Origin of the sequence: Cupriavidus basilensis (genome assembly GCF_000876015.1) — a bacterium.
GTDB lineage: Bacteria > Pseudomonadota > Gammaproteobacteria > Burkholderiales > Burkholderiaceae > Cupriavidus > Cupriavidus basilensis_B.
The window spans coordinates 168,015-187,096 of record NZ_BBQM01000001.1 but is presented as its reverse complement, the minus strand read 5'-3'; the positions used below and the strand labels follow the sequence as shown (position 1 = coordinate 187,096).

Sequence of the window (19,082 nt, the reverse complement as noted above, 5' to 3'; positions counted from 1 at the left end):
GCTGAATGCCGGACGCCGGACGCTCAGGCCGCGCGCAGGGCGTGGTCGGCGACCTCCAGCAGCAGGTCGGCGTTGGCGCGGCTGAACGGCAGCAGCGGCCGGATCTTCAGCACGTTGCCGCGCGGGCCGGTGGTGCTGATCAGCACGCCGTTCTCGCGCATCGCGTTGACCACGCGGCCGGCCTCGTCGGCCGCGGCCTGCTTGCCCGCGCGGTCGCGCACCAGCTCCACGCCGATGAACAGGCCCGCGCCGCGCACGTCGCCGATCAGGTCGTGCCGGCGCGCCAGCTCGGCGAAGCCCTGCCGGATGTAGTCGCCGATCGCGGCCGCGTTCTCCTGCAGCCCGTTCTTCTGGATCACGTCCAGCGTCGCCCGGGCGGCCGCGCAGGACACCGGGTTGCCGCCGAACGTGTTGAAGTAGCGCGCCTCGCGGCCGAACGCCGCGATCACTTCCGGCCTGGCCACCAGGCCCGAGACCGGATGCCCGTTGCCCATCGGCTTGCCCATCGTGACGATGTCGGGCACCAGGCCGTGGCGCTGGAAGCCCCACATCGCGGTCCCCGTCCTGGCAAAGCCGGCCTGCACTTCGTCGGCGATGAAGATGCCGCCGGCGCGGCGCATTACCTCGACCGCCTCGCGCAGGAAGCCGGGCGGGTCGGCGAACACGCCGTCGCTCGAGAACAGCGTGTCCACGATCAGCGCGGCCGGCCGGATGCCGTGCCGGAGCATGTCGTCGATGGCGTGCTGGACGTCGCGCGCGAACTGCGCCCCCACGGTGTCCGGGTCGCCGAGATAGCTGTCCGGCGCGGGCACGGCGCGCACGTCCGCGCCGAGCGGGACCGACTTGCCCAGCGACGGCGAGATCGCCGCGACGGCGGCGGTGACGCCGTGGTAGGCCAACTGCGTCACCACCACGCCGGTGCCGCCGGTGTGGCGGCGGGCGATGCGCAGCGCCAGGTCGTTGGCTTCGCTGCCGGTGCAGGCGAACATCGCCTGCGAAAGCTCGGCGGGAAAGGTGGCCAGCAGCTGCTCCGCGTAGTCCAGCACGCCTTCGTGCAGATAGCGCGTGTGGGTGTTGAGCGTGGCGGCCTGCCGGGCGATGGCCTCGACCACCTCGGGGCGGCAGTGCCCGACCGATGCCACGTTGTTGTAGGCGTCAAGGTAGGCCTTGCCGGTGTTGTCGTACAGCCAGACGCCCTCGCCGCGGACCATGTGCAGCGGCTCTTCGTAGAAGAGCCGGTATGCCGGCCCCAGCAGCCGCTGCCGGCGCTCGATCAGCGCGCGGTCGATGTCGCCCAGCGTGCCCGACCGCGCGGGGTCGAAGGCGTTGAGCATGGCCTTGTCTTTACTCATGGTGGTTCTCCGGTTCGCCGCCGATCGCCTCTAGCACGGTGTGTTCAGCCTGCCCGCGCGGCAACGCGGCCAGGCGATGAAGGCCGGTCCACGACAGGGCATTGTTGCGCAGGATGTATGCGCTGTTCTCGGGATGCTGCCGCGCGCGCCAGCCGGTGATCAGCACCGTGATCAGCAACCGCGCGGCGATGAGGTCGGGCAGCACGCCGGCCTCCGCCTCGGTCAGCGGGAGGACGCGGTGGTAGGCCCGGATGCAGTCGAGCGCCGTCGCCAGCGGGTCGGGCGCGTCGGCGAGCTGGTAGGCGCACGCCACGGCGAGGTCGTTGACCAGCGGCGCCTCCACCATGTCGCCGAAATCCAGGATCGCGGTCACGCGCTCGGTGTCGTGCTCGTCCACCAGCACGTTGTAGGCGTTGAGATCGTTATGGATGACCTGCCGGCGCAGGCCCGCGACCCGCTGCGCGGTGGCCTGCTCGTAGTGGTCGAGGAACCGCGTGGCCAGCGCGCGGCGCGGGCTGTCTTCGACCAGGGCCAGCAGCGGACGCAGCTGGGAGACGTGCTGGATGTCCCACAGCAGCCGGTGATTCGAATGCGCGTGGGAAAAGCCCGCCAGGGCCTGGTCGAAGCGCGCCAGGGCGCCGCCGAGGGCCTGGCGCTGCCTGGCGCTGCGCGCCACCTTGTACAGCGGCACGCCGGGCAGGAAGGTGATCAGCCGCACCGCCTGGCGCAGCCCGCCGGCGCCCACCTCGCGCCAGTGGATGCTCTCGCCGCTCGTGGTCGGCAGGATGCCCGGCACCGGCAGCGCCGGCTGTGCACGCATCAGGTGCAGCTGCGCCTGGGTCTGGAAATCCGTTACCCCGGGATCCTCGGCCGGGTGCGTGACCTTGAGCACGTAGGTGCCGCCATCGCGGCCGTCGAGCCGGAAATTCTGGTCGCGCTCGCTGCTCAGCACCGTCGCGCGGCTGTCGATGCCATACACTTCCGCGGCCAGCGCCTGCGCCTGCCGGAGGTCGAGCTTGGGTGTCGACACGGCAAACAGCCCGTCGCCGCCGAGCGGATCCGGCATGCCATGCATGCCGCCTGCCTGCGCCTGCGTTGCCGCCTGGCGCTCAATCGCCTGCCTCATATCTGGATCTATCCGTAGAGTGACCGTGCGCACAACTATAGGGCGCATTGGCGTTACTTTGGATAGCCATTTCCGAGTATTCCATATGGCCACTTTGGCCGCTTTCCGGCAATCCGCCGCCGCGCCGCTCAAGTTGGTGCAGGCGGGCAGGCGGGCGCGGCCCAGGTTGGTGCACGGCGCGGCGCGCCCGCGCCGCCGCGCCGGACCCTAGGACACCGCGACTTTCCGCGGCCGCGCGGCCTGCGTGCCGGCCGGCGCGGCGACTGCCCGCCCGCGCGCCAGCACCGGCGCCAGCGCCGCCCCGGTATGGCTGGCCTTGACCTTCACCAGCCCTTCCGGATCGGTCGCGGCGACGATGGCGCCGCCGGCCACGCCGCCCTCCGGCCCGAGGTCGATGATCCAGTCGGCCTCGGCGATCACGTCGAGGTCGTGCTCGATCACCACCACGCTGTGGCCGCCGTCGGCGAGCCGGTGCAGCACGCGGATCAGCTTGGCCACGTCGGCCATGTGCAGGCCCACGGTGGGCTCGTCCAGCACGTAGAGCGTGTGCGGCGCCTGCTGGCCGCGCCGCGTGATGTCGTCGCGCACCTTGGACAGCTCCGTCACCAGCTTGATGCGCTGCGCCTCGCCGCCGGACAGCGTGGGCGAGGGCTGGCCCAGCGTGAGGTAGCCCAGGCCCACGTCCTTCATCAACTGCAGCGGATGGGCGATGTTGGACATGGCGGCGAAGAACTCCACCGCCTCGTCGATCTCCATCGTCAGCACGTCGCCGATGTTCTTGCCGCGCCACGTCACCGCCAGCGTCTCGGGGTTGAAGCGCTGGCCGTGGCAGACGTCGCACGGCACCTTCACGTCGGGCAGAAAGCTCATGCCGATGGTGCGCACGCCCTGGCCTTCGCAGGCCGGGCAGCGACCGTCGCCGGTGTTGAACGAGAAGCGCGAGGCGGAGTAGCCGCGCGCCTTGGCTTCGAGCGTCTGCGCGAACAGCTTGCGGATGGTGTCCCACACGCCGATGTAGGTGGCCGGGCACGAGCGCGGCGTCTTGCCGATCGGGGTCTGGTCCACTTCCAGCACGCGGTCGATGCTCTCGAAGCCGGTGACGGCGTCGCAGCCCTGCCAGTCGTGCGCGACGTCGAGCTTGCGGCGCGGCTCGGCGCGCGCGGCGCTGCGCGTGCGCGCGGCATTGGCGGCATCGGCGCCGGCGGCCTTGCGCGCGCGGCGCGTGGCCGGCGACGACATCACCGAGCGGCCCACCGCGTCGAGCAGGTTGGTCATCAGCACGTCGCGCGCGAGCGTGGACTTGCCCGAGCCGGACACGCCGGTGATCGCCACCAGCCGCCCGAGCGGGATGCCGGCGGTGACGCCGCGCAGGTTGTGCAGCGAGGCGCCGTGCACGGTCAGCCATTGCGCCGGCACCGCCTCGCGGCCCTTGCCTTCGGGGCGCACCGCGCGGCGCGGCTGCAGCGGATGCAGGATCGGGTGCGCGAGGAACTGGCCGGTCAGCGAGTCGGGGCTGGCCGACAGCGCCGCCACCCCGCCCTGCGCCACCAGCGTGCCGCCGCGCTTGCCGGCGCCGGGGCCGATGTCGATGATGTGGTCGGCACGGCGGATGGTGTCCTCGTCGTGCTCCACCACCACCAGCGTGTTGCCCTTCTCGCCGAGCTTGCGCAGCGCGTCGAGCAGGATCTGGTTGTCGCGCGGATGCAGGCCGATGGTGGGCTCGTCGAGCACGTAGCACACGCCCTGCAGGTTGCTGCCGAGCTGCGCGGCGAGGCGGATGCGCTGCGCCTCGCCGCCCGAGAGGCTGGGCGCGGCGCGGTCCAGGCTGAGGTAGCCCAGGCCCACTTCTTCCAGGAACTGCAGGCGGCTGCGGATCTCGCTGACCACGTCGCGCGCGATCTCGGCGTCGCGCCCGGCCAGGCGCAGCGTCTGCACCCAGCGGTGGGTGTCGGACACGGTCCACCGCGCCACGTCGGTGATGGCGTGCGCGTCGAACGTGACCGCGCGCGCCACCGGGTTCAGGCGCGTGCCGCCGCAGTCGGGGCACGGCAGGTCGGCCACGTCGTCGGGCTCCTGCTGCTCGGACGGCAGGGTCTGCTCGCGGCCGCGGTTGTCGTCGGCCATCACGGTGTCGTCGAAGGCGGCGCGCTGCTCGCGCGTGAGCGTGAGGCCGGTGCCGACGCAGCTCGGGCACCAGCCGTGCTTGCTGTTGTACGAGAACAGGCGCGGGTCCAGCTCGGGATAGCTGGTGCTGCACACCGGGCAGGCGCGCTTGGTGGAGAACACCGTGGTGGCGCCGATGCCGCGCGTGCCGCCGTTGCCCATCGCGTGGCCGAGGCCGTCGAGCGGCGCCAGCAGGTGCATCACGCCCTTGCCGGCTTCGAGCGCCTGGCCGAGCAGCGCGCGCAGCGCGGCCTCGTTCTCGGCCGAGACCTTGATGTCGCCGACCGGCAGCTCGATGGTGTGCTCGCGGAAGCGGTCCAGGCGCGGCCACGGATCGACCGGCAGGAATTCGCCGTCCACGCGCAGGTGCGTGTTGCCGCGCGCCTTGGCCCACTTGGCGAGGTCGGTGTAGACGCCCTTGCGGTTGACCACCAGCGGCGCCAGCAAACCCACGTGCTGGCCCTTGTAGTCGCGCAGCAGCTGCGCGGCGATGGACTCGGGGCTCTGCGAAGTGACCGGCGTGCCGTCGTGGATGCAGTGCTGGATGCCCAGCTTCACGTACATCAGGCGCAGGAAGTGCCAGACCTCGGAGGTGGTCGCCACCGTGCTCTTGCGCCCGCCGCGCGACAGGCGCTGCTCGATCGCCACCGTGGGCGGGATGCCGTACACCGCGTCCACCTCGGGCCGCCCGGCCGGCTGCACGATCGAGCGCGCGTAGGCGTTGAGCGATTCGAGATAGCGGCGCTGCCCTTCGTGGAACAGGATGTCGAAGGCCAGCGTGGACTTGCCCGAGCCGGACACGCCCGTGACCACGTTGAACTTGCCGTGCGGGATGTCGACGTTGAGCGCCTTGAGGTTGTGCTCGTGCGCGTTGACGATGCGCACCACGTCCACGCCTTCCACCGCGCGGCGCTCGCGCGCGGCGCGCAGCGCGGCCTGCAGCGGCACGCCTTCGTCGTCGAGCGCGAAGGCGTGGCCGATGGCGCGGTCGTAGTGCAGCAGCGCCTGCCCGGTGTGGGACGCGGCGCAGCCGCGCACGTCCTGCGGCGTGCCCACGCACAGCACCTCGCCGCCGGCGTCGCCGCCCTCGGGGCCGAGGTCGATGATCCAGTCGGCCGCGCGCACCACGTCGAGGTTGTGCTCGATCACGATCAGCGAATGGCCGCCGTCGAGCAGCTTGCCGAACGCGCGCATCAGCTTGGCGATGTCGTCGAAGTGCAGCCCGGTGGTGGGCTCGTCGAACATGAACAGCCGGCCTTCGTGCGGCAGCGGCTTGTTGCGCGACGCCATGCCGCCGTGCGCGGTCTCGGCCAGGTAGCCGGCCAGCTTGAGGCGCTGCGCCTCGCCGCCCGACAGCGTCGGCACCGGCTGGCCCAGCTTGACGTATTCCAGGCCCACGTCGACGATCGGCTGGAGCACGCGCAGCACCGCGGCGTCGCCGGCGAAATACGCCACCGCCTCGCTCACGGTCAGCTCCAGCACGTCGGCCACGCTGAGCGGGCGCGGCGGCTGGCCCGGCAGCGCGCGCTCGATCTTCACCTCGAGGATCTCGGCGCGGTAGCGGCGCCCGTCGCAGTCGGGGCAGCGCAGGTAGACGTCGGAGAGGAACTGCATCTCGACGTGCTCGAAGCCGGAGCCGCCGCACGTGGGGCAGCGCCCGTCGCCCGAGTTGAAGCTGAACATGCCGGCGGTGTAGCTGCGCTGCAGCGCCATCGGCGCCTTGGCGAACAGCTTGCGGATCTCGTCGAACGCGCCGACGTAGCTGGCCGGGTTGGAGCGCGCGGTCTTGCCGATCGGCGACTGGTCGACGAACACCACGTCGCTGACCTGGCCGGCGCCTTCCAGCCGGCGGAACGCGCCGGGCGCGTCGGTGGACTTGCCGAAGTGGCGCGCCATCGCCGGGTAGAGCACGTCCTGCAGCAGCGTGGACTTGCCCGAGCCGGACACGCCGGTCACGCACACCAGGCGCTGCAGCGGGATCGCCACGGTGACGTCGCGCAGGTTGTGCTCGGTGGCGCCTTCGAGCACGATGCGCGGCGTGGCGGCGTCCACCGGGCGCGGCGCCCACGCGGACAGGTCGGTCACCTGGCGGCGCCCGGCGAGGTATTCGCCGGTGAGCGTGCCGGCGGCGCGGATGTCGCCCGGCGTGCCGTCATAGATGATGTTGCCGCCGCGCTCGCCGGGGCCGGGACCCATGTCGATCAGGCGGTCGGCCGCGAGCATCACGGACGGGTCGTGCTCCACCACCACCAGCGTGTTGCCGGCGTCGCGCAGGCGCCGCATGGCCTCGACGATGCGGTTGAGGTCGCGCGGGTGCAGGCCGATGCTGGGCTCGTCGAGCACGAACAGCGTCTTCACCAGCGAGGTGCCGAGCGCCGTGGTCAGGTTGATGCGCTGCACCTCGCCGCCGGACAGCGTGCGGCTCTGGCGGTCCAGCGTGAGGTAGCCCAGGCCCACGTCGCACAGGTACTTCAGGCGCGTGCGCACCTCGGCCAGCAGCAGCTTGAGCGCGTCGTCGAGCATCAGGCTCGGCAGCGTGAGCTCGTCGAAGAACTGGCGGATGCGCCCGATCGGCATCAGCATCAGGTCGTGCACGGTCAGGCCCGGCAGCGCCTCGAGCTGGCCGCGGTCCCAGTCCACGCCGCGCGGCAGGAAGCGCCGCGCCGGCTCGCACACGGCGTCGGCGCCGGCCTTGCCGCCCAGGCGCCACAGCAGCGCCTCGGTCTTCAGGCGCGCGCCGCCGCAGGTCTCGCACGGGGTGTAGCTGCGGTACTTCGACAGCAGCACGCGGATGTGCATCTTGTAGGCCTTCGACTCGAGATAGTCGAAGAAGCGCTTGACGCCGTACCAGTGCGTGTTCCACTTGCCGTTCCAGTCGGGCGAGCCGTCGATGACCCAGGCGCGCTCGGCCGCGGTCAGGCTGGACCACGGCACGTCGCGCGGGATGCCGGCGCGGGCGGCGTAGCGCATCAGGTCGTCCTGGCATTCCTTCCAGGCCGGCGTCTGCATCGGCTTGATGGCGCCGTCGCGCAGGCTCTTGCGCTCGTCCGGGATCACCAGCCCGAGGTCGACGCCGATCACGCGGCCGAAGCCGCGGCAGGTCTCGCACGCGCCGTAGGCGGAGTTGAACGAGAACAGCGCGGGCTGCGGGTCGGCGTAGCGGATGTCGCTCTCGGGGCTGTGCAGGCCGGTGGAGAAGCGCCACACCTGCGGCCCGGCCGCCTCGTCGGCGGCGTTGAGCACGTAGACGTTGACGCGGCCGCCGCCGCGCTTGAGCGAGGCCTCGATGGCCTCCAGCGCGCGCGCCTTCTCCGTGTTGCCGAGGCGGAAGCGGTCGGCCACCACGTCGAGCACCTTGCGCGGGCCGGTCGGCGACGCGACCACGCGCTGCGCCTGCACGCGCGTGTAGCCGCTGACCGACAGCCATTGCGCGATCTCGGCCTCGGTGGTGGTCTCGGGCAGCTCCACCGGGAACGTCACCACCAGGCGCGGATCGTCCTGCGCGGCGCGCGCCTGCAATTCGGCATAAATCGTCTCGGGCGAATCGTGGCGCACCGGCTGCGCGGTCTTGCGGTCGAACAGCTCGGCCGCGCGCGCGTAAAGCAGCTTGAGGTGGTCGTTGAGCTCGGTCATGGTGCCGACCGTGGAGCGCGAGCTGCGCACCGGGTTGGTCTGGTCGATGGCGATCGCCGGCGGCACGCCGTCCACGCGGTCCACCTGCGGCCGGTCCATGCGGTCGAGGAACTGGCGCGCGTAGGCGCTGAAGGTCTCGACGTAGCGGCGCTGGCCCTCGGCGTAGAGCGTGTCGAACACCAGGCTCGACTTGCCCGACCCGGACGGCCCCGTCACCACGGTCATTTCGCCGGTGTGCAGGTCGAGGTCGAGATTCTTGAGATTGTGCTGACGGGCTCCGCGGATGCGGATGACACCGGATGACATGGCTTGCGTCCTCTTGGCTTGCGGTTTGCTGCGGGTGGGCGGGGCGCGGCGGCGAGTGTCACCGGCGGCACGCAGCATGCGGTATTGGTACGATCAGGCCGCTATCCTATCCCGAAGCACGCGCGCGCGCCCGCTTGCCGGGTGTGGCGCTGACATCTCCTGACAGTACGCTGTCAGGAGAAAACAGGGACGGATACGCCGCCGGGCTGGCAAACTGCGGGCATGGCCGCGCCGCGGGCGGCGCCCGGCCCACACCGAAACCACGAGAACGGAAAAAAAACGATGGCGAAGTCCCCACGCGGCGCCGACGCGCTCGCCGCCACGCTGGCGCGGGCCGGCGTGCGCCGCCTGTTCACCTTGTCCGGCAACCACGTGATGCCGGTCTTCGATGCCTGCCTCGGCGCCGGCATCGCGCTGGTGCACGTGCGCCACGAAGCCGCCGCCGTGCACATGGCCGACGCCTGGGCGCGCCTGACCGGCGAGGTCGGCGTGGCGCTGGTGACGGGCGGCCCCGGCCATGCCAACGCGGTGTCGGCGCTCTACACCGCGCAGATGTCGGAGTCCGCGGTGGTGCTGCTGTCCGGCCACGCGCCGAACCGGCAGCACGGCTTCGGCGCGTTCCAGGAAATGCGCCAGGCCGAGATGGCGGCGCCGGTGTGCAAGGCCGCGTGGACCTGCGCCGGCGCGGATGCGGTCGCCGCCGACATGGCGCTGGCGATGCGCATCGCCGCCGCCGGCCGGCCCGGCCCGGTGCACCTGAGCCTGCCGACCGACGCGCTCGAAGACCTCGTGGGCCCGGCCGGCGCGCCCGCGTCCGTCGCCGCGCCACCCGCCGCGCCCGCGTTCGGCGCGGACGACGCGCGCGCCGTGCTGGCGCTGCTGGCCGGCGCGCGGCGCGCGCTGATCCTGGCCGGGCCGGCGTGGCTGAGCGCGCGCGGGCGCGCCGCCACGGCGGCGCTGGAAGCCGGCACCGGCATCCCGGTGGCCGGCATGGAAAGCCCGCGCGGCATCGCCGACCCGGGCCTGGGCGCGTTCGCGCAGATGCTGGCGCGCGCCGACTGCGTGCTGCTGCTGGGCAAGCGCCTGGACTTCACGCTGCGCTTCGGCGCCGCGCCCGCGTTCGCGCCGGACTGCGCCTTCCTGCAGATCGACGCCGACGCGGACGAACTCGCGCGCAGCCGGCGCGCCGCCGGCGAGCGCCTGCGCTTCGCGCGGCAGGCCGACGTGGGCAGCGCCATCGCGCAGCTCACGCAACTCGCGGCCGGCAGCCAGGCGCACGCCGCGTGGCGCGGCGAAGTGGACGCCGCGATCCGCTACCGGCCGGCGGCGTGGGACACCGCGGCCGGCGCCGGCGCGCTGCACCCGGTGCAGGCCTGCCGCCCGCTGCAGACCATCCTGGACAGCCACCCCGACGCGGTGCTGGTTTCCGACGGCGGCGAGTTCGGGCAGTGGGCGCAGGCCTGCCTGCACGCGCCGCACCGCCTCGTCAACGGCCCCGCCGGCGCCATCGGCGCGGGCCTGCCGATGGCGCTGGCGGCGCGGCTGGCGCAGCCGGAAGCCCCGGTCATCGCCATGATGGGCGACGGCAGCGCCGGCTTCCACATCGCCGAGTTCGACACCGCGCTGCGCTACAGCCTGCCGTTCGTCGCCGTGGTCGGCAACGACGCGCGCTGGAACGCCGAGTACCAGATCCAGTTGAACAGCTACGGCCGGGACCGGCTGGTCGGCTGCGAGCTGCTGCCCACGCGCTACGACCAGGTGTGCGCGGCCTTCGGCGGGCACGGCGAGCTGGTGCGCGAGGCGCACGAACTGCTGCCCGCCGTGCGGCGCGCCATCGCCTCGGGCAAGCCGGCCTGCGTCAACGTGCGGATCGAGGGCGTGGCGGCGCCGCTGGTGGCGCGCGGCTAGGCACCGTGCACAATGCGGGCTGCCGCCCCCGAGCAGAAAAACCAGAGACACACAGACATGGAACTTCGGCAGCTACGCTATTTCGTCCAGGTGGTGGAGATGGGCAGCATGGGCCAGGCGGCGCAGAAGCTGGGCGTGGTCACTTCCGCGCTGAGCCAGCAGATCAGCCGGCTGGAGAGCGAGCTGTCCACGCGCCTGCTGCAGCGCACCTCCAGCGGCGCGGTGCCCACCGACGCCGGCCTGGCCTTCTGGCGCCAGGCGCAGCTCGCCATCCGCCATGCCGACGACGCGGTGCGCGCGGCCCAGCTCGCGCGCCTGTCCGGCCACGTCAGCGTGGGCATGGCGCCCAGCACCGTGGCCGTGCTCGGCCTGCCATTCATGCTGGCCATGCGCGAGCGCTATCCCGACATCCGCCTGCACCTGGTGGAGAACCTGTCCGGCAACCTGGCCGCGATGATCGGCGCGCGCCAGCTCGACCTCGCCGTGCTGTTCCAGGTCGAGGCCGGCCAGCGCTGGAGCGTGACGCCGCTGCTGGAAGAGCGGCTGTTCCTGATCGCGCGCGACGGCCTGCCCGGCGTGCCCGCCGGCGGCCCGCTGGAGCTGGAGCAGCTCGGCGCGCTGCCGCTGATCCTGCCGAGCAGCCCGCACGGCCTGCGCGCGCTGCTCAACCAGGCGTTCGCGCGCGGCCAGCACCAGCCCAACGTGGTGGCAGAGATCGACGGCCTGGCCATGCTGATGGACGCGGTGCGCGCCGGCCTGGGCGCCACCATCCAGCCCGGCGCCGCGGTGGCGCGGCTGCTCGGCGAGCCGCTCGCCATGACCGAGATCGCCGACGGCGGCAACGGCACCCACGGCGGCAATGGCTCCGGCACGGTGTGCCGGCCCAACCTGCTGGTCAGCCTGAGCGACGACGAACTGTCGCCGGCCGGGCTGGCCGCGCGCACCGTGCTGGCCAGCGTGACGCGCGCGCTCGTCACCGAGGGCCGCTGGCCCGGCGCCACCCTTCACGAATCCTGAAGACCCCTTGCCGCAACGTGACTGGCGCCGCCCGGCGGCGCTGCGTACAGTCACGCCAACAGCGCGCCCCGCCGGCGCATGCCCTCGCATTGCCCGGCGCATGACGCACGCACGACAAGAGCCATCCCTCCAGGAGACATCATGCAGTCCACCGCCCGCCGCGCCGCGCTCGCCGGCATCATCGGCACCCTCCTCATGTCCGCCGGCGCCGCGTCGTTCGCGGCGGACCCGTGGCCCGCCAAGCCGGTCACGCTGGTGGTGCCGTTCGCCGCGGGCGGCACCACCGACATCATCGGCCGCACCATCGGCCAGAAGCTCGGCGAGGCGCTGCACCAGCCGGTGGTGGTGGACAACCGCCCCGGCGCGGGCGGCACGCTCGGCGCCGGCATCGTGGCGCGCGCGCAGCCGGACGGCTACACCCTGCTGCTGGCCACCGTGGCGCACACGATGGCGCCCGGCATCTACAAAAGCCTGCCCTACGACTTCATCAGGGACCTCGACCCCGTCGGGCTGGCCGCGCTGACGCCCAACGTGCTGCTGGTCAACCAGTCGATCCCGGCCAAGAACGTGCCGGAGCTGATCGCCTACATCAAGGCGCATCCGGGCAAGGTCAACTACGGCTCGGCCGGCACCGGCAGCACCGAGCACCTGTCCGGCGAGCTGTTCCGCTCGATGACCCACACCGACATCGCCCACGTGCCCTACAAGGGCGGCGCGCCGATGATGACCGACCTGATCGCCGGCCAGATCCAGATGGCCATCGAGACCAGCCCGTCGGCCGCGCCGCACGTGCGCAGCGGCAAGGTCCGCGCGCTGGCGGTGACGACGGCCAAGCGCTCGGGCGCCTACCCCGGCGTGCCCACGCTGGACGAGAGCGGCGTGAAGGGCTTCGAAGTGACCACGTGGTACGCCGTGATGGCGCCGCACGGCACGCCGCCGGCGGTGGAGCAGCGCGTGGCCGCCGAGCTGGCCAAGCTGCTCAAGCAGCCCGACGTGCAGAAGCGCTTCGAGGAACAGGGCGTGACCGCCGGCGACATGACGCCCGCGCAACTGGCCGGCTTCATCCGCGCCGAGACGGTCAAGTGGACCAAGGTGGCGAAGGACTCCGGCGCCAGCGCGGAGTAAGACGGAAAGACCCGGCGCGGCCCCCCGCCGCGCCGCCCGCCGCGATGGCGGCGCCCCGAGCGCCTAGCCCGCGGCCTGCCAGCCGCGCACCTCGATGCGGTTCACGGCGCTGGCCTGCCTGGGGCCGAGGCGCAGGTCGCCCAGCGACACCAGCTGCAGGCCGCCGGCGGACGGCGGCAGCGCCACGCCGTCCTGCTCCACCATCACGATGGCGCCCTCGCCCACCGGCGTGTTGTACAACTCGTGCCAGGTGAACAGGCAGGCGTAGCCGTCGCCGGCCAGCGCGGCGATGACCAGCCGCTTGCACACCGCGCGCGGCAGCGACTGCATGCCCGCCGCATCGAGCAGCGCCGTCAGCCGCACGCCGCGCATGCCGCCCAGGTCGCGCACGTGCCGCCCCGAATAGCACTCGATGGTGGCCGGGCCGCTGCGCACGTCGGCCAGCGCGAGCAGCTCGTCGCGGCCGAAGCTGCGGCTGCCCGGCAGCACGCCGGTCACGGCGATGCTGTCGGAGAAATGCCGGACGTCCTGCATATCCTGCGCGTCCTGCGCATGCGGCGGATGCGCCTGCGGCGCGGTTTCGGTCAGCATGGCGTCTTGCCTCCGTGTCATCTGGGTTCCGCGCGCGGGCCGCGCAACCGGCTCGTAGTATATCGCCGAATATAACGGCAAACCCCGCTGCCGGAACGCCGCGGCATTGCGCGTGCCGCCGGCGCCGCAGGCCGTGGCCAGCGCATGCCCGTTGTGCTTCCTCGCGCCCTTGCCTACCATGCACTCACGCCCCGCGGCGCCGACAGGCGCCGGGCGTCCAGCCGACGGAGGTAGCGACATGACCCCACGTGTACCCGCTTGCCGGCCCGGCGCCCGCGCGGCCCGCCACCGGGCGGCGCCGTGACGGCGGCCGGCGGCGACGCGGGCGCCAGGCCGGCGGGCAGCTTCGCGCCGCTGGCGCAGACCACCTTCGCCGTGCTGTGGGCGGCCACGGTACTCGGCAACGTGGGCAGCTTCATGCGCGACGTGGCCAGCGCCTGGCTGGCCACCGACCTGTCCGGCTCGCCGGCGGCCGTGGCCACGATCCAGGCCGCGGCGACGCTGCCGGTGTTCCTGCTGGCGATTCCCGCCGGCGTGCTGTCCGACATCCTCGACCGGCGCCGCTTCCTGATCGTGATCCAGGCCGCGCTGGCGCTGGTGAGCGGCACGCTGATGACGCTGGCCTGGCGCGGCGCGCTGACCATCGAGATCCTGGTGGCGATGGCCTTCGCCGGCGGCATCGGCGCGGCCATGATGGGGCCGACCTGGCAGTCGATCGTGCCCGAGCTGGTGCCGCAGCGCGAGCTCAAGAACGCGGTGGCGCTCAACGCGCTGGGCGTCAACATCGCGCGCGCCATCGGCCCGGCCGCGGGCGGGCTGCTGCTGGCGGCCTTCGGCGCGGCCGTGACCTATGGCTTCGACCTCGCCAGCTACGTCTTCGTGGTGGCGGCGCTGCTGTGGTGGAAGCGCCCGGCCCGCGCCGACGACCCGCTGCGCGAGCAGTTCTTCGGCGCCTTCCGCGCGGGGCTGCGCTTCACGCGCGCGCACCGCCGGCTGCACGTGGTGCTGGCGCGCTCGGCCTGCCATTTCGCCTTCGGCAGCAGCGTGTGGGCGCTGTTGCCGCTGGTGGCCAAGCAGCTGCTGCACGGCGGCGCGAGCCTCTACGGCATCCTGCTCGGCGCGGTCGGCGCGGGCGCCATCCTCGGCGCGCTGGCCATGCCCGGCCTGCAGCGCCGCCTCGATGCCGACGGCCTGGTGCTGCTGTCCGCGCTCGCCACCGCGGCGGTGATGGCGGCGCTGTCGGCCGCGCCCCCGGTGTGGCTGGCGCTGCCGCTGCTGCTCCTGCTGGGCGCGGCGTGGATCATGGCGCTGACCACGCTCGGCGGCACCGCGCAGGCGATCCTGCCGAACTGGGTGCGCGGCCGCGCGCTGGCGGTGTACCAGATGGTCTTCAACGGCGCGATGGCGGGCGGCAGCCTGCTGTGGGGCTTCGTCGCGCAGGAGCTGGGCGTCGCCCAGGGGCTGATGGCGGCGGCGGCCGGGCTGGCCGTGGCCGGCGTGGCGCTGCACCGGGTCAAGCTGCCGCGCGGCGAGGACGACCTCGTGCCGGCGCACCACTGGCCCGAGCCGGCGCTGGCCGAAGCCGTGGCGCATGACCGCGGCCCGGTGATGGTCCAGATCGCCTACCGCGTCAGCAGCGAGAACCGCGACGGCTTCCTGCGCGCGGTCCATGCGCTGTCCGAGGAGCGCCTGCGCGACGGCGCGTTCAACTGGGGCGTGATGGAAGACGCGGCCGATCCCGGCGCGTTCACCGAGTGGTTCCTGGTGGAGTCGTGGGCCGAGCACCTGCGCCAGCACGAGCGCGTGCCGAACGCCGACGCCGACCTCCAGCGCGACGTCAGCCGCTTCCACAGCGGCCCCGGCGCGCCGCAGGTGCGCCACCTGCTGGCGGTGGCGCCACCGCCACCCGCGGCGACCTGAGGCGCCCCGCGCGTGCGCGGCACGCCGCATGCGGAAAACGCAAACGACTGTGTATGCGGCCCGGGCGACGCTGCCCCCGCGCCGAAAGACCTCTATACTGGACTCATGCTGCACCACAGCATTTCGTGGTTCGCGCAGCGCATTCCCAGGAGGCAGGCATGTCACTCTGCGAGCTGTGCATGGCGCAAGTCGACCGCCCCGGCCATTTCCCGCCACATCCGCGGCTCGTCAAGGCCAGTACGTTCCACGCCGGCGTGGGCGGCAACGCGTTCGTCTATCGCTGCCAGGTCTGCGGGCAGACCATCCTGCTGTCCGCCGCCACCGAGGACGGGCCGGACCGCTGGACCCATCTCAAGAGCACCGAACCGTAACAGGCGGGCGCGCCGCAATAAAAAGAGCCGTCCAGCAGACGGCTCCAGTGGTTCCCCGCGATCAATGACCGCCCGGCCGGCTCGCGGCGTCTCTGGGGACGCACGTCCAGCATGATCGGCAAGGCGGCACCGGGCACGGCCACGGCGTGTTCACTGCTTGTCCGCGCCGGCCCGATCCGTTGCGGATTGTGCCGGCGCACGGTGACAGCACGAAGTCGGCACGGTGGCCCGGGCCGCACTCGCGGCAGGCGCGCATGGCGCGGATGGCGCCCCGATAGTGTCCCTTGAGGCACAGCGGAATCGGCCGGAAGCAAGACGATGCGGAAGAAGCCTTGCCGCGCACTTGCCCCGCCCGGGACGTTCATCGAGAATGACCGGGCAGCCACGCCCGGCCGGCACGCCGGCGGCCGTGGCCGGAGGAAGGGAACACGAAACACGCGACGACGGCATGACGATGCGCCTCGTGGCGGCCAGTCAAAGGAAAGCCTTCAAATGAACAATCTTCATCGGGAACTCGCACCGCTGTCCGAAGGTGCGTGGGGACAGATCGAGCAGGAAGCATCCCGCACCCTCAAGCGCTACTTCGCGGCGCGGCGCGTGGTGGACCTGATCGGGCCGAAGGGGCCCGAGCTCGCCGCGGTCGGCACCGGCCACCTGCGGCAGATCGCCGCGCCGGGCGACGGCGTCGAAGCCACCCAGCGCGACGTGCGGGCGCTGGTGGAGCTGCGCGTGCCGTTCGATCTGTCGCGCGCGGAGATGGACAGCGTCGAGCGCGGCTCGAACAATCCCGACCTGCAGCCGCTCAAGGACGCGGCCCGCAAGCTCGCCGACGCCGAGGACCGCATCGTCTTCGACGGCTACGCGGCCGCCGGCATCCAGGGCATCGCCCAGGGCGCCAGCAATGTCGCGCTGGCCCTGCCGGCCGACATCAGCGGCTATCCGGCCGTGGTGGCGCAGGCGGTGGACCAGCTGCGCCGCGCCGGCGTCGACGGCCCCTACCGGCTGCTGCTCGGCGACCAGCCGTTCACGGCCCTGAGCGGCGCCACCGACAGCGGTTATCCCGTGCTGCGCGACATCCGCGAGCTCGTGGACGGCGACATCATCTGGGCGCCGGCGATGCAAGGCGGCGTGGTGCTCACCGAGCGGGGCGGCGATTTCGAGCTGCACGTCGGCCAGGACGTCTCGATCGGCTACCTTGGCCATACCGACACCACCGTGCGCCTGTACTTCCAGGAAACCCTCACCTTTCTCATGCTGACGGCCGAGGCGGCCGTGGTGCTGGGGCACGCCGGATAGTCGGCAGTCACCGGCAGCGGCCTGCGCGCGGCACGCGGGACCACCGGCCACGGCCGGCGGCCCCGGGCTGCGCCGGCGCCATCGCAAAATTGATCCGCGCGCATCGTTCCGCTATTGTTGGAACCCGATGCAAAAAACACTCCCCGACATGCCCAACCACATCCCCGAGCAGCAAGCCGTCTGCAGTCCGATCACGCGCAGCGCGATCTTCATCGTCGCCGTCATTTCCCCCGGCGACGAACACGCCGAAACGGTGCGCGCGCTGTGCGCCGACATCGCCGCGCTGGTGCGCTCCGTGGGCAAGCGCGTGCCCGCCGGCAACCTCTCGTGCGTGTGCGGATTCGGCTCCGATGCCTGGGACCGGCTGTTCGGCGACCCGCGTCCCGCGGGCCTGCACGCCTTTCGCGAATTCGGCGCCGGCGACCGGCGCGCGGTGGCGACGCCGGGCGACCTGCTCCTGCACATCCGCGCCGAGCAGATGGACCTGTGCTTCGAGCTCGCGACCCAGTTGATGGGCCGGCTCGGCGAGGCCGTGTCGGTGGTGGACGAAGTGCACGGCTTTCGCTACTTCGACATGCGCAGCATGGTGGGCTTCGTCGACGGCACCGAGAACCCGACCGGCGCCGAAGCCGTCGACTTCACCATCATCGGCGACGAGGACGCCGCGTTCGCCGGCGGCAGCTACGTGCTGGTGCAGAAGTACCTGCACGACATGGCCGGCTGGAACAAGCTGCCCGTGGAGACGCAGGAACGGATCATCGGCCGCACGAAACTCTCGGACATCGAGCTCGACGACGCGGTCAAGCCGTCGTCGTCGCACAGCTCGCTCACCACGCTCGAGGAAAACGGCGAAGAGGTGAAGATCCTGCGCGACAACATGCCGTTCGGCCAGCCCGGCAAAGGCGAGTTCGGCACCTACTTCATCGGCTATGCGCGCTCGCCCCGGCCGATCGAGCAGATGCTCGAGAACATGTTCGTGGGGCGGCCGCCCGGCAACTACGACCGGCTGCTCGACTTCAGCAAGGCCGTCACCGGCGGGCTGTTCTTCACGCCGTCGGCCACGCTGCTGGAAGCCCTCGCCGAGCGCCAGGCCGGCGCCGCCGGGGCCAGCCTGCCGTCCGCGGCGCCACGCGAGGACGGCTCGCTGAAGATCGGTTCGCTGAAGGCGGCTTCGGAAGCGGACTGAGGCGGCGTTGCCGACAAGGCAGGCTCGCCGCCTGCCTGCGGACAGACCAGCCCGATCGTTATTCCGCGTAGATGCCCGCGGCCTTGATGATCGGCGTCCAGCGCGCGACTTCCGCCTTGGTGCGTTTCCCCAGCGTCGGCGCGTCCAGCCGCGCGGCCGTCGGCACCGCAACGCCCATCTGGGCAAATCTCTGCAATACGGACGGGTCGGCAAGCGCGAAGCGCAAGGATTGGTTCAGGCGCTCGATGACGGCCGGCGGCGTGCCCTTCGGCGCGTAGAGGCCATGCCAGACCTCGAGCTCGAAATTCGCCAGGCCCGCTTCGGCGAACGTGGGCACATCCGGCAGGCTCGAAAGGCGCGAACCGGCGGCCAGCGCGTAGGGTTTCAGCAAACCGCTCTTGATGTACGGCCCCGTCGCCACCGGCTGGTCGCACAACAGGTCGACTTGCCCCGCGAGCAGGTCCTGCAGCGCCGGGCCGGTGCCGCGGTACGGCACCATCGTGACTTCGGTGCCGATCGTCTTGGCCAGCAGCATCGCGCAAAGATGCGAGGTCGAGCCGATGCCGGCATGGCCGAAGCGCACTTCTCCCTGCCGTTGCTTGATGGTGGCGATGACTTCCTTCAGGTTCGACGGCGCGAACCCCTTCGCGCCCACGAGGATCATCGGCACGTCGGCCGCCTGGCCGACCGGATCCAGATCCTTGGTCGAGTCGAAGTTCAGTTTCTTGTACAGCGCCGGCGCGGTAGCGATGCCCATGTTGTGGAACAGAAGCGTGTAGCCGTTCGCCTGCGCGTTGACGACGCGCCCGGTTCCGATGGTCCCGCCGGCGCCGCCCGAGTTCTCGATGACCACCGGCTGCTTGAGGTTGCGCGACATCGCTTCGCCCAAGGCCCGCCCGATCACGTCGGTGGACCCGCCGGGCGCATACGGAATGATGACCTGAACCGGTTTGTTGGGATACGACTGAGCAGCCGCGATGGCTGACGTCAGCGCCATGACAATACCCGTGGCTGCTGCAAGGATGCGTTTCATGATGTCTCCAGTCTGAACGGCGACTTCTGTCGATTCGCCTTGTTTTTTCGGGCCC

12 protein-coding genes are annotated in these 19,082 nt (G+C 72.0%); 7 read left to right on the top strand and 5 right to left on the bottom strand.

Going from position 1 to position 19,082, the window contains the following annotated elements:
* Positions 1-23: 23 nt before the first annotated feature.
* From KF708C_RS00840 to uvrA, 3 genes are all read right to left on the bottom strand, one after another.
* A complete protein-coding gene (locus tag KF708C_RS00840) occupies positions 24-1,352 on the bottom strand; it encodes an aspartate aminotransferase family protein (protein WP_059410427.1) in 1,329 nt (442 codons plus the stop codon).
* Positions 1,345-2,427 carry a phosphotransferase gene (locus tag KF708C_RS00835; RefSeq protein ID WP_059410448.1) on the bottom strand — a complete coding sequence of 361 codons (1,083 nt, stop codon included), beginning with the start codon at positions 2,425-2,427 and terminating at the stop codon, positions 1,345-1,347. Before KF708C_RS00835 ends, KF708C_RS00840 begins: the two co-directional genes overlap by 8 nt.
* A 258-nt stretch (positions 2,428-2,685) precedes the next feature.
* The gene (gene uvrA / locus KF708C_RS00830; RefSeq protein WP_059410426.1) at positions 2,686-8,580 is read right to left on the bottom strand and encodes an excinuclease ABC subunit UvrA; all 5,895 of its coding nucleotides are present in this window, start codon (positions 8,578-8,580) and stop codon (positions 2,686-2,688) included.
* Between the two features lie 282 nt (positions 8,581-8,862).
* Between uvrA and KF708C_RS00825 the strand changes: the two genes are divergently transcribed.
* The 3 genes from KF708C_RS00825 (at position 8,863) to KF708C_RS00815 (ending at position 12,630) form a co-directional block, all read left to right on the top strand.
* The gene (locus tag KF708C_RS00825; RefSeq protein ID WP_059410425.1) at positions 8,863-10,488 is read left to right on the top strand and encodes a thiamine pyrophosphate-binding protein; all 1,626 of its coding nucleotides are present in this window, start codon (positions 8,863-8,865) and stop codon (positions 10,486-10,488) included.
* 57 nt (positions 10,489-10,545) lie between these two features.
* The gene (locus KF708C_RS00820; RefSeq protein WP_020204811.1) at positions 10,546-11,505 is read left to right on the top strand and encodes a LysR family transcriptional regulator; all 960 of its coding nucleotides are present in this window, start codon (positions 10,546-10,548) and stop codon (positions 11,503-11,505) included.
* A 141-nt stretch (positions 11,506-11,646) separates the two neighbouring features.
* Positions 11,647-12,630, top strand: a complete 984-nt coding sequence (locus KF708C_RS00815; protein ID WP_059410424.1) for a Bug family tripartite tricarboxylate transporter substrate binding protein — start codon at positions 11,647-11,649, stop codon at positions 12,628-12,630.
* 63 nt (positions 12,631-12,693) lie between these two features.
* On the opposite strand, the gene KF708C_RS00810 is transcribed toward KF708C_RS00815, so the two are convergent.
* Positions 12,694-13,242, bottom strand: a complete 549-nt coding sequence (locus KF708C_RS00810; RefSeq protein WP_156173677.1) for a hypothetical protein — start codon at positions 13,240-13,242, stop codon at positions 12,694-12,696.
* A 279-nt stretch (positions 13,243-13,521) separates the two neighbouring features.
* On the opposite strand from KF708C_RS00810, the gene KF708C_RS00805 reads away from it, so the two are divergent.
* The 4 genes from KF708C_RS00805 to KF708C_RS00790 all read left to right on the top strand — a co-directional run bounded on the left by KF708C_RS00805 (position 13,522) and on the right by KF708C_RS00790 (position 17,994).
* Positions 13,522-15,141, top strand: coding sequence for an MFS transporter (locus tag KF708C_RS00805; RefSeq protein WP_029043991.1), 1,620 nt, complete (start codon positions 13,522-13,524; stop codon positions 15,139-15,141).
* Positions 15,142-15,299: 158 nt separating this feature from the next.
* Complete coding sequence (locus KF708C_RS00800) at positions 15,300-15,512, top strand: hypothetical protein (protein WP_059410422.1); 213 nt, start codon at positions 15,300-15,302, stop codon at positions 15,510-15,512.
* Positions 15,513-16,004: 492 nt separating this feature from the next.
* A complete protein-coding gene (locus KF708C_RS00795) occupies positions 16,005-16,808 on the top strand; it encodes a family 1 encapsulin nanocompartment shell protein (protein ID WP_059410421.1) in 804 nt (267 codons plus the stop codon).
* Between the two features lie 148 nt (positions 16,809-16,956).
* Positions 16,957-17,994, top strand: a complete 1,038-nt coding sequence (locus KF708C_RS00790) for a Dyp-type peroxidase (RefSeq protein ID WP_059410420.1) — start codon at positions 16,957-16,959, stop codon at positions 17,992-17,994.
* 58 nt (positions 17,995-18,052) lie between these two features.
* Here KF708C_RS00790 and KF708C_RS00785 read toward each other — a convergent pair whose 3' ends face one another.
* Positions 18,053-19,027 carry a tripartite tricarboxylate transporter substrate-binding protein gene (locus KF708C_RS00785; RefSeq protein WP_029043992.1) on the bottom strand — a complete coding sequence of 325 codons (975 nt, stop codon included), beginning with the start codon at positions 19,025-19,027 and terminating at the stop codon, positions 18,053-18,055.
* Positions 19,028-19,082 lie beyond the last annotated feature (55 nt).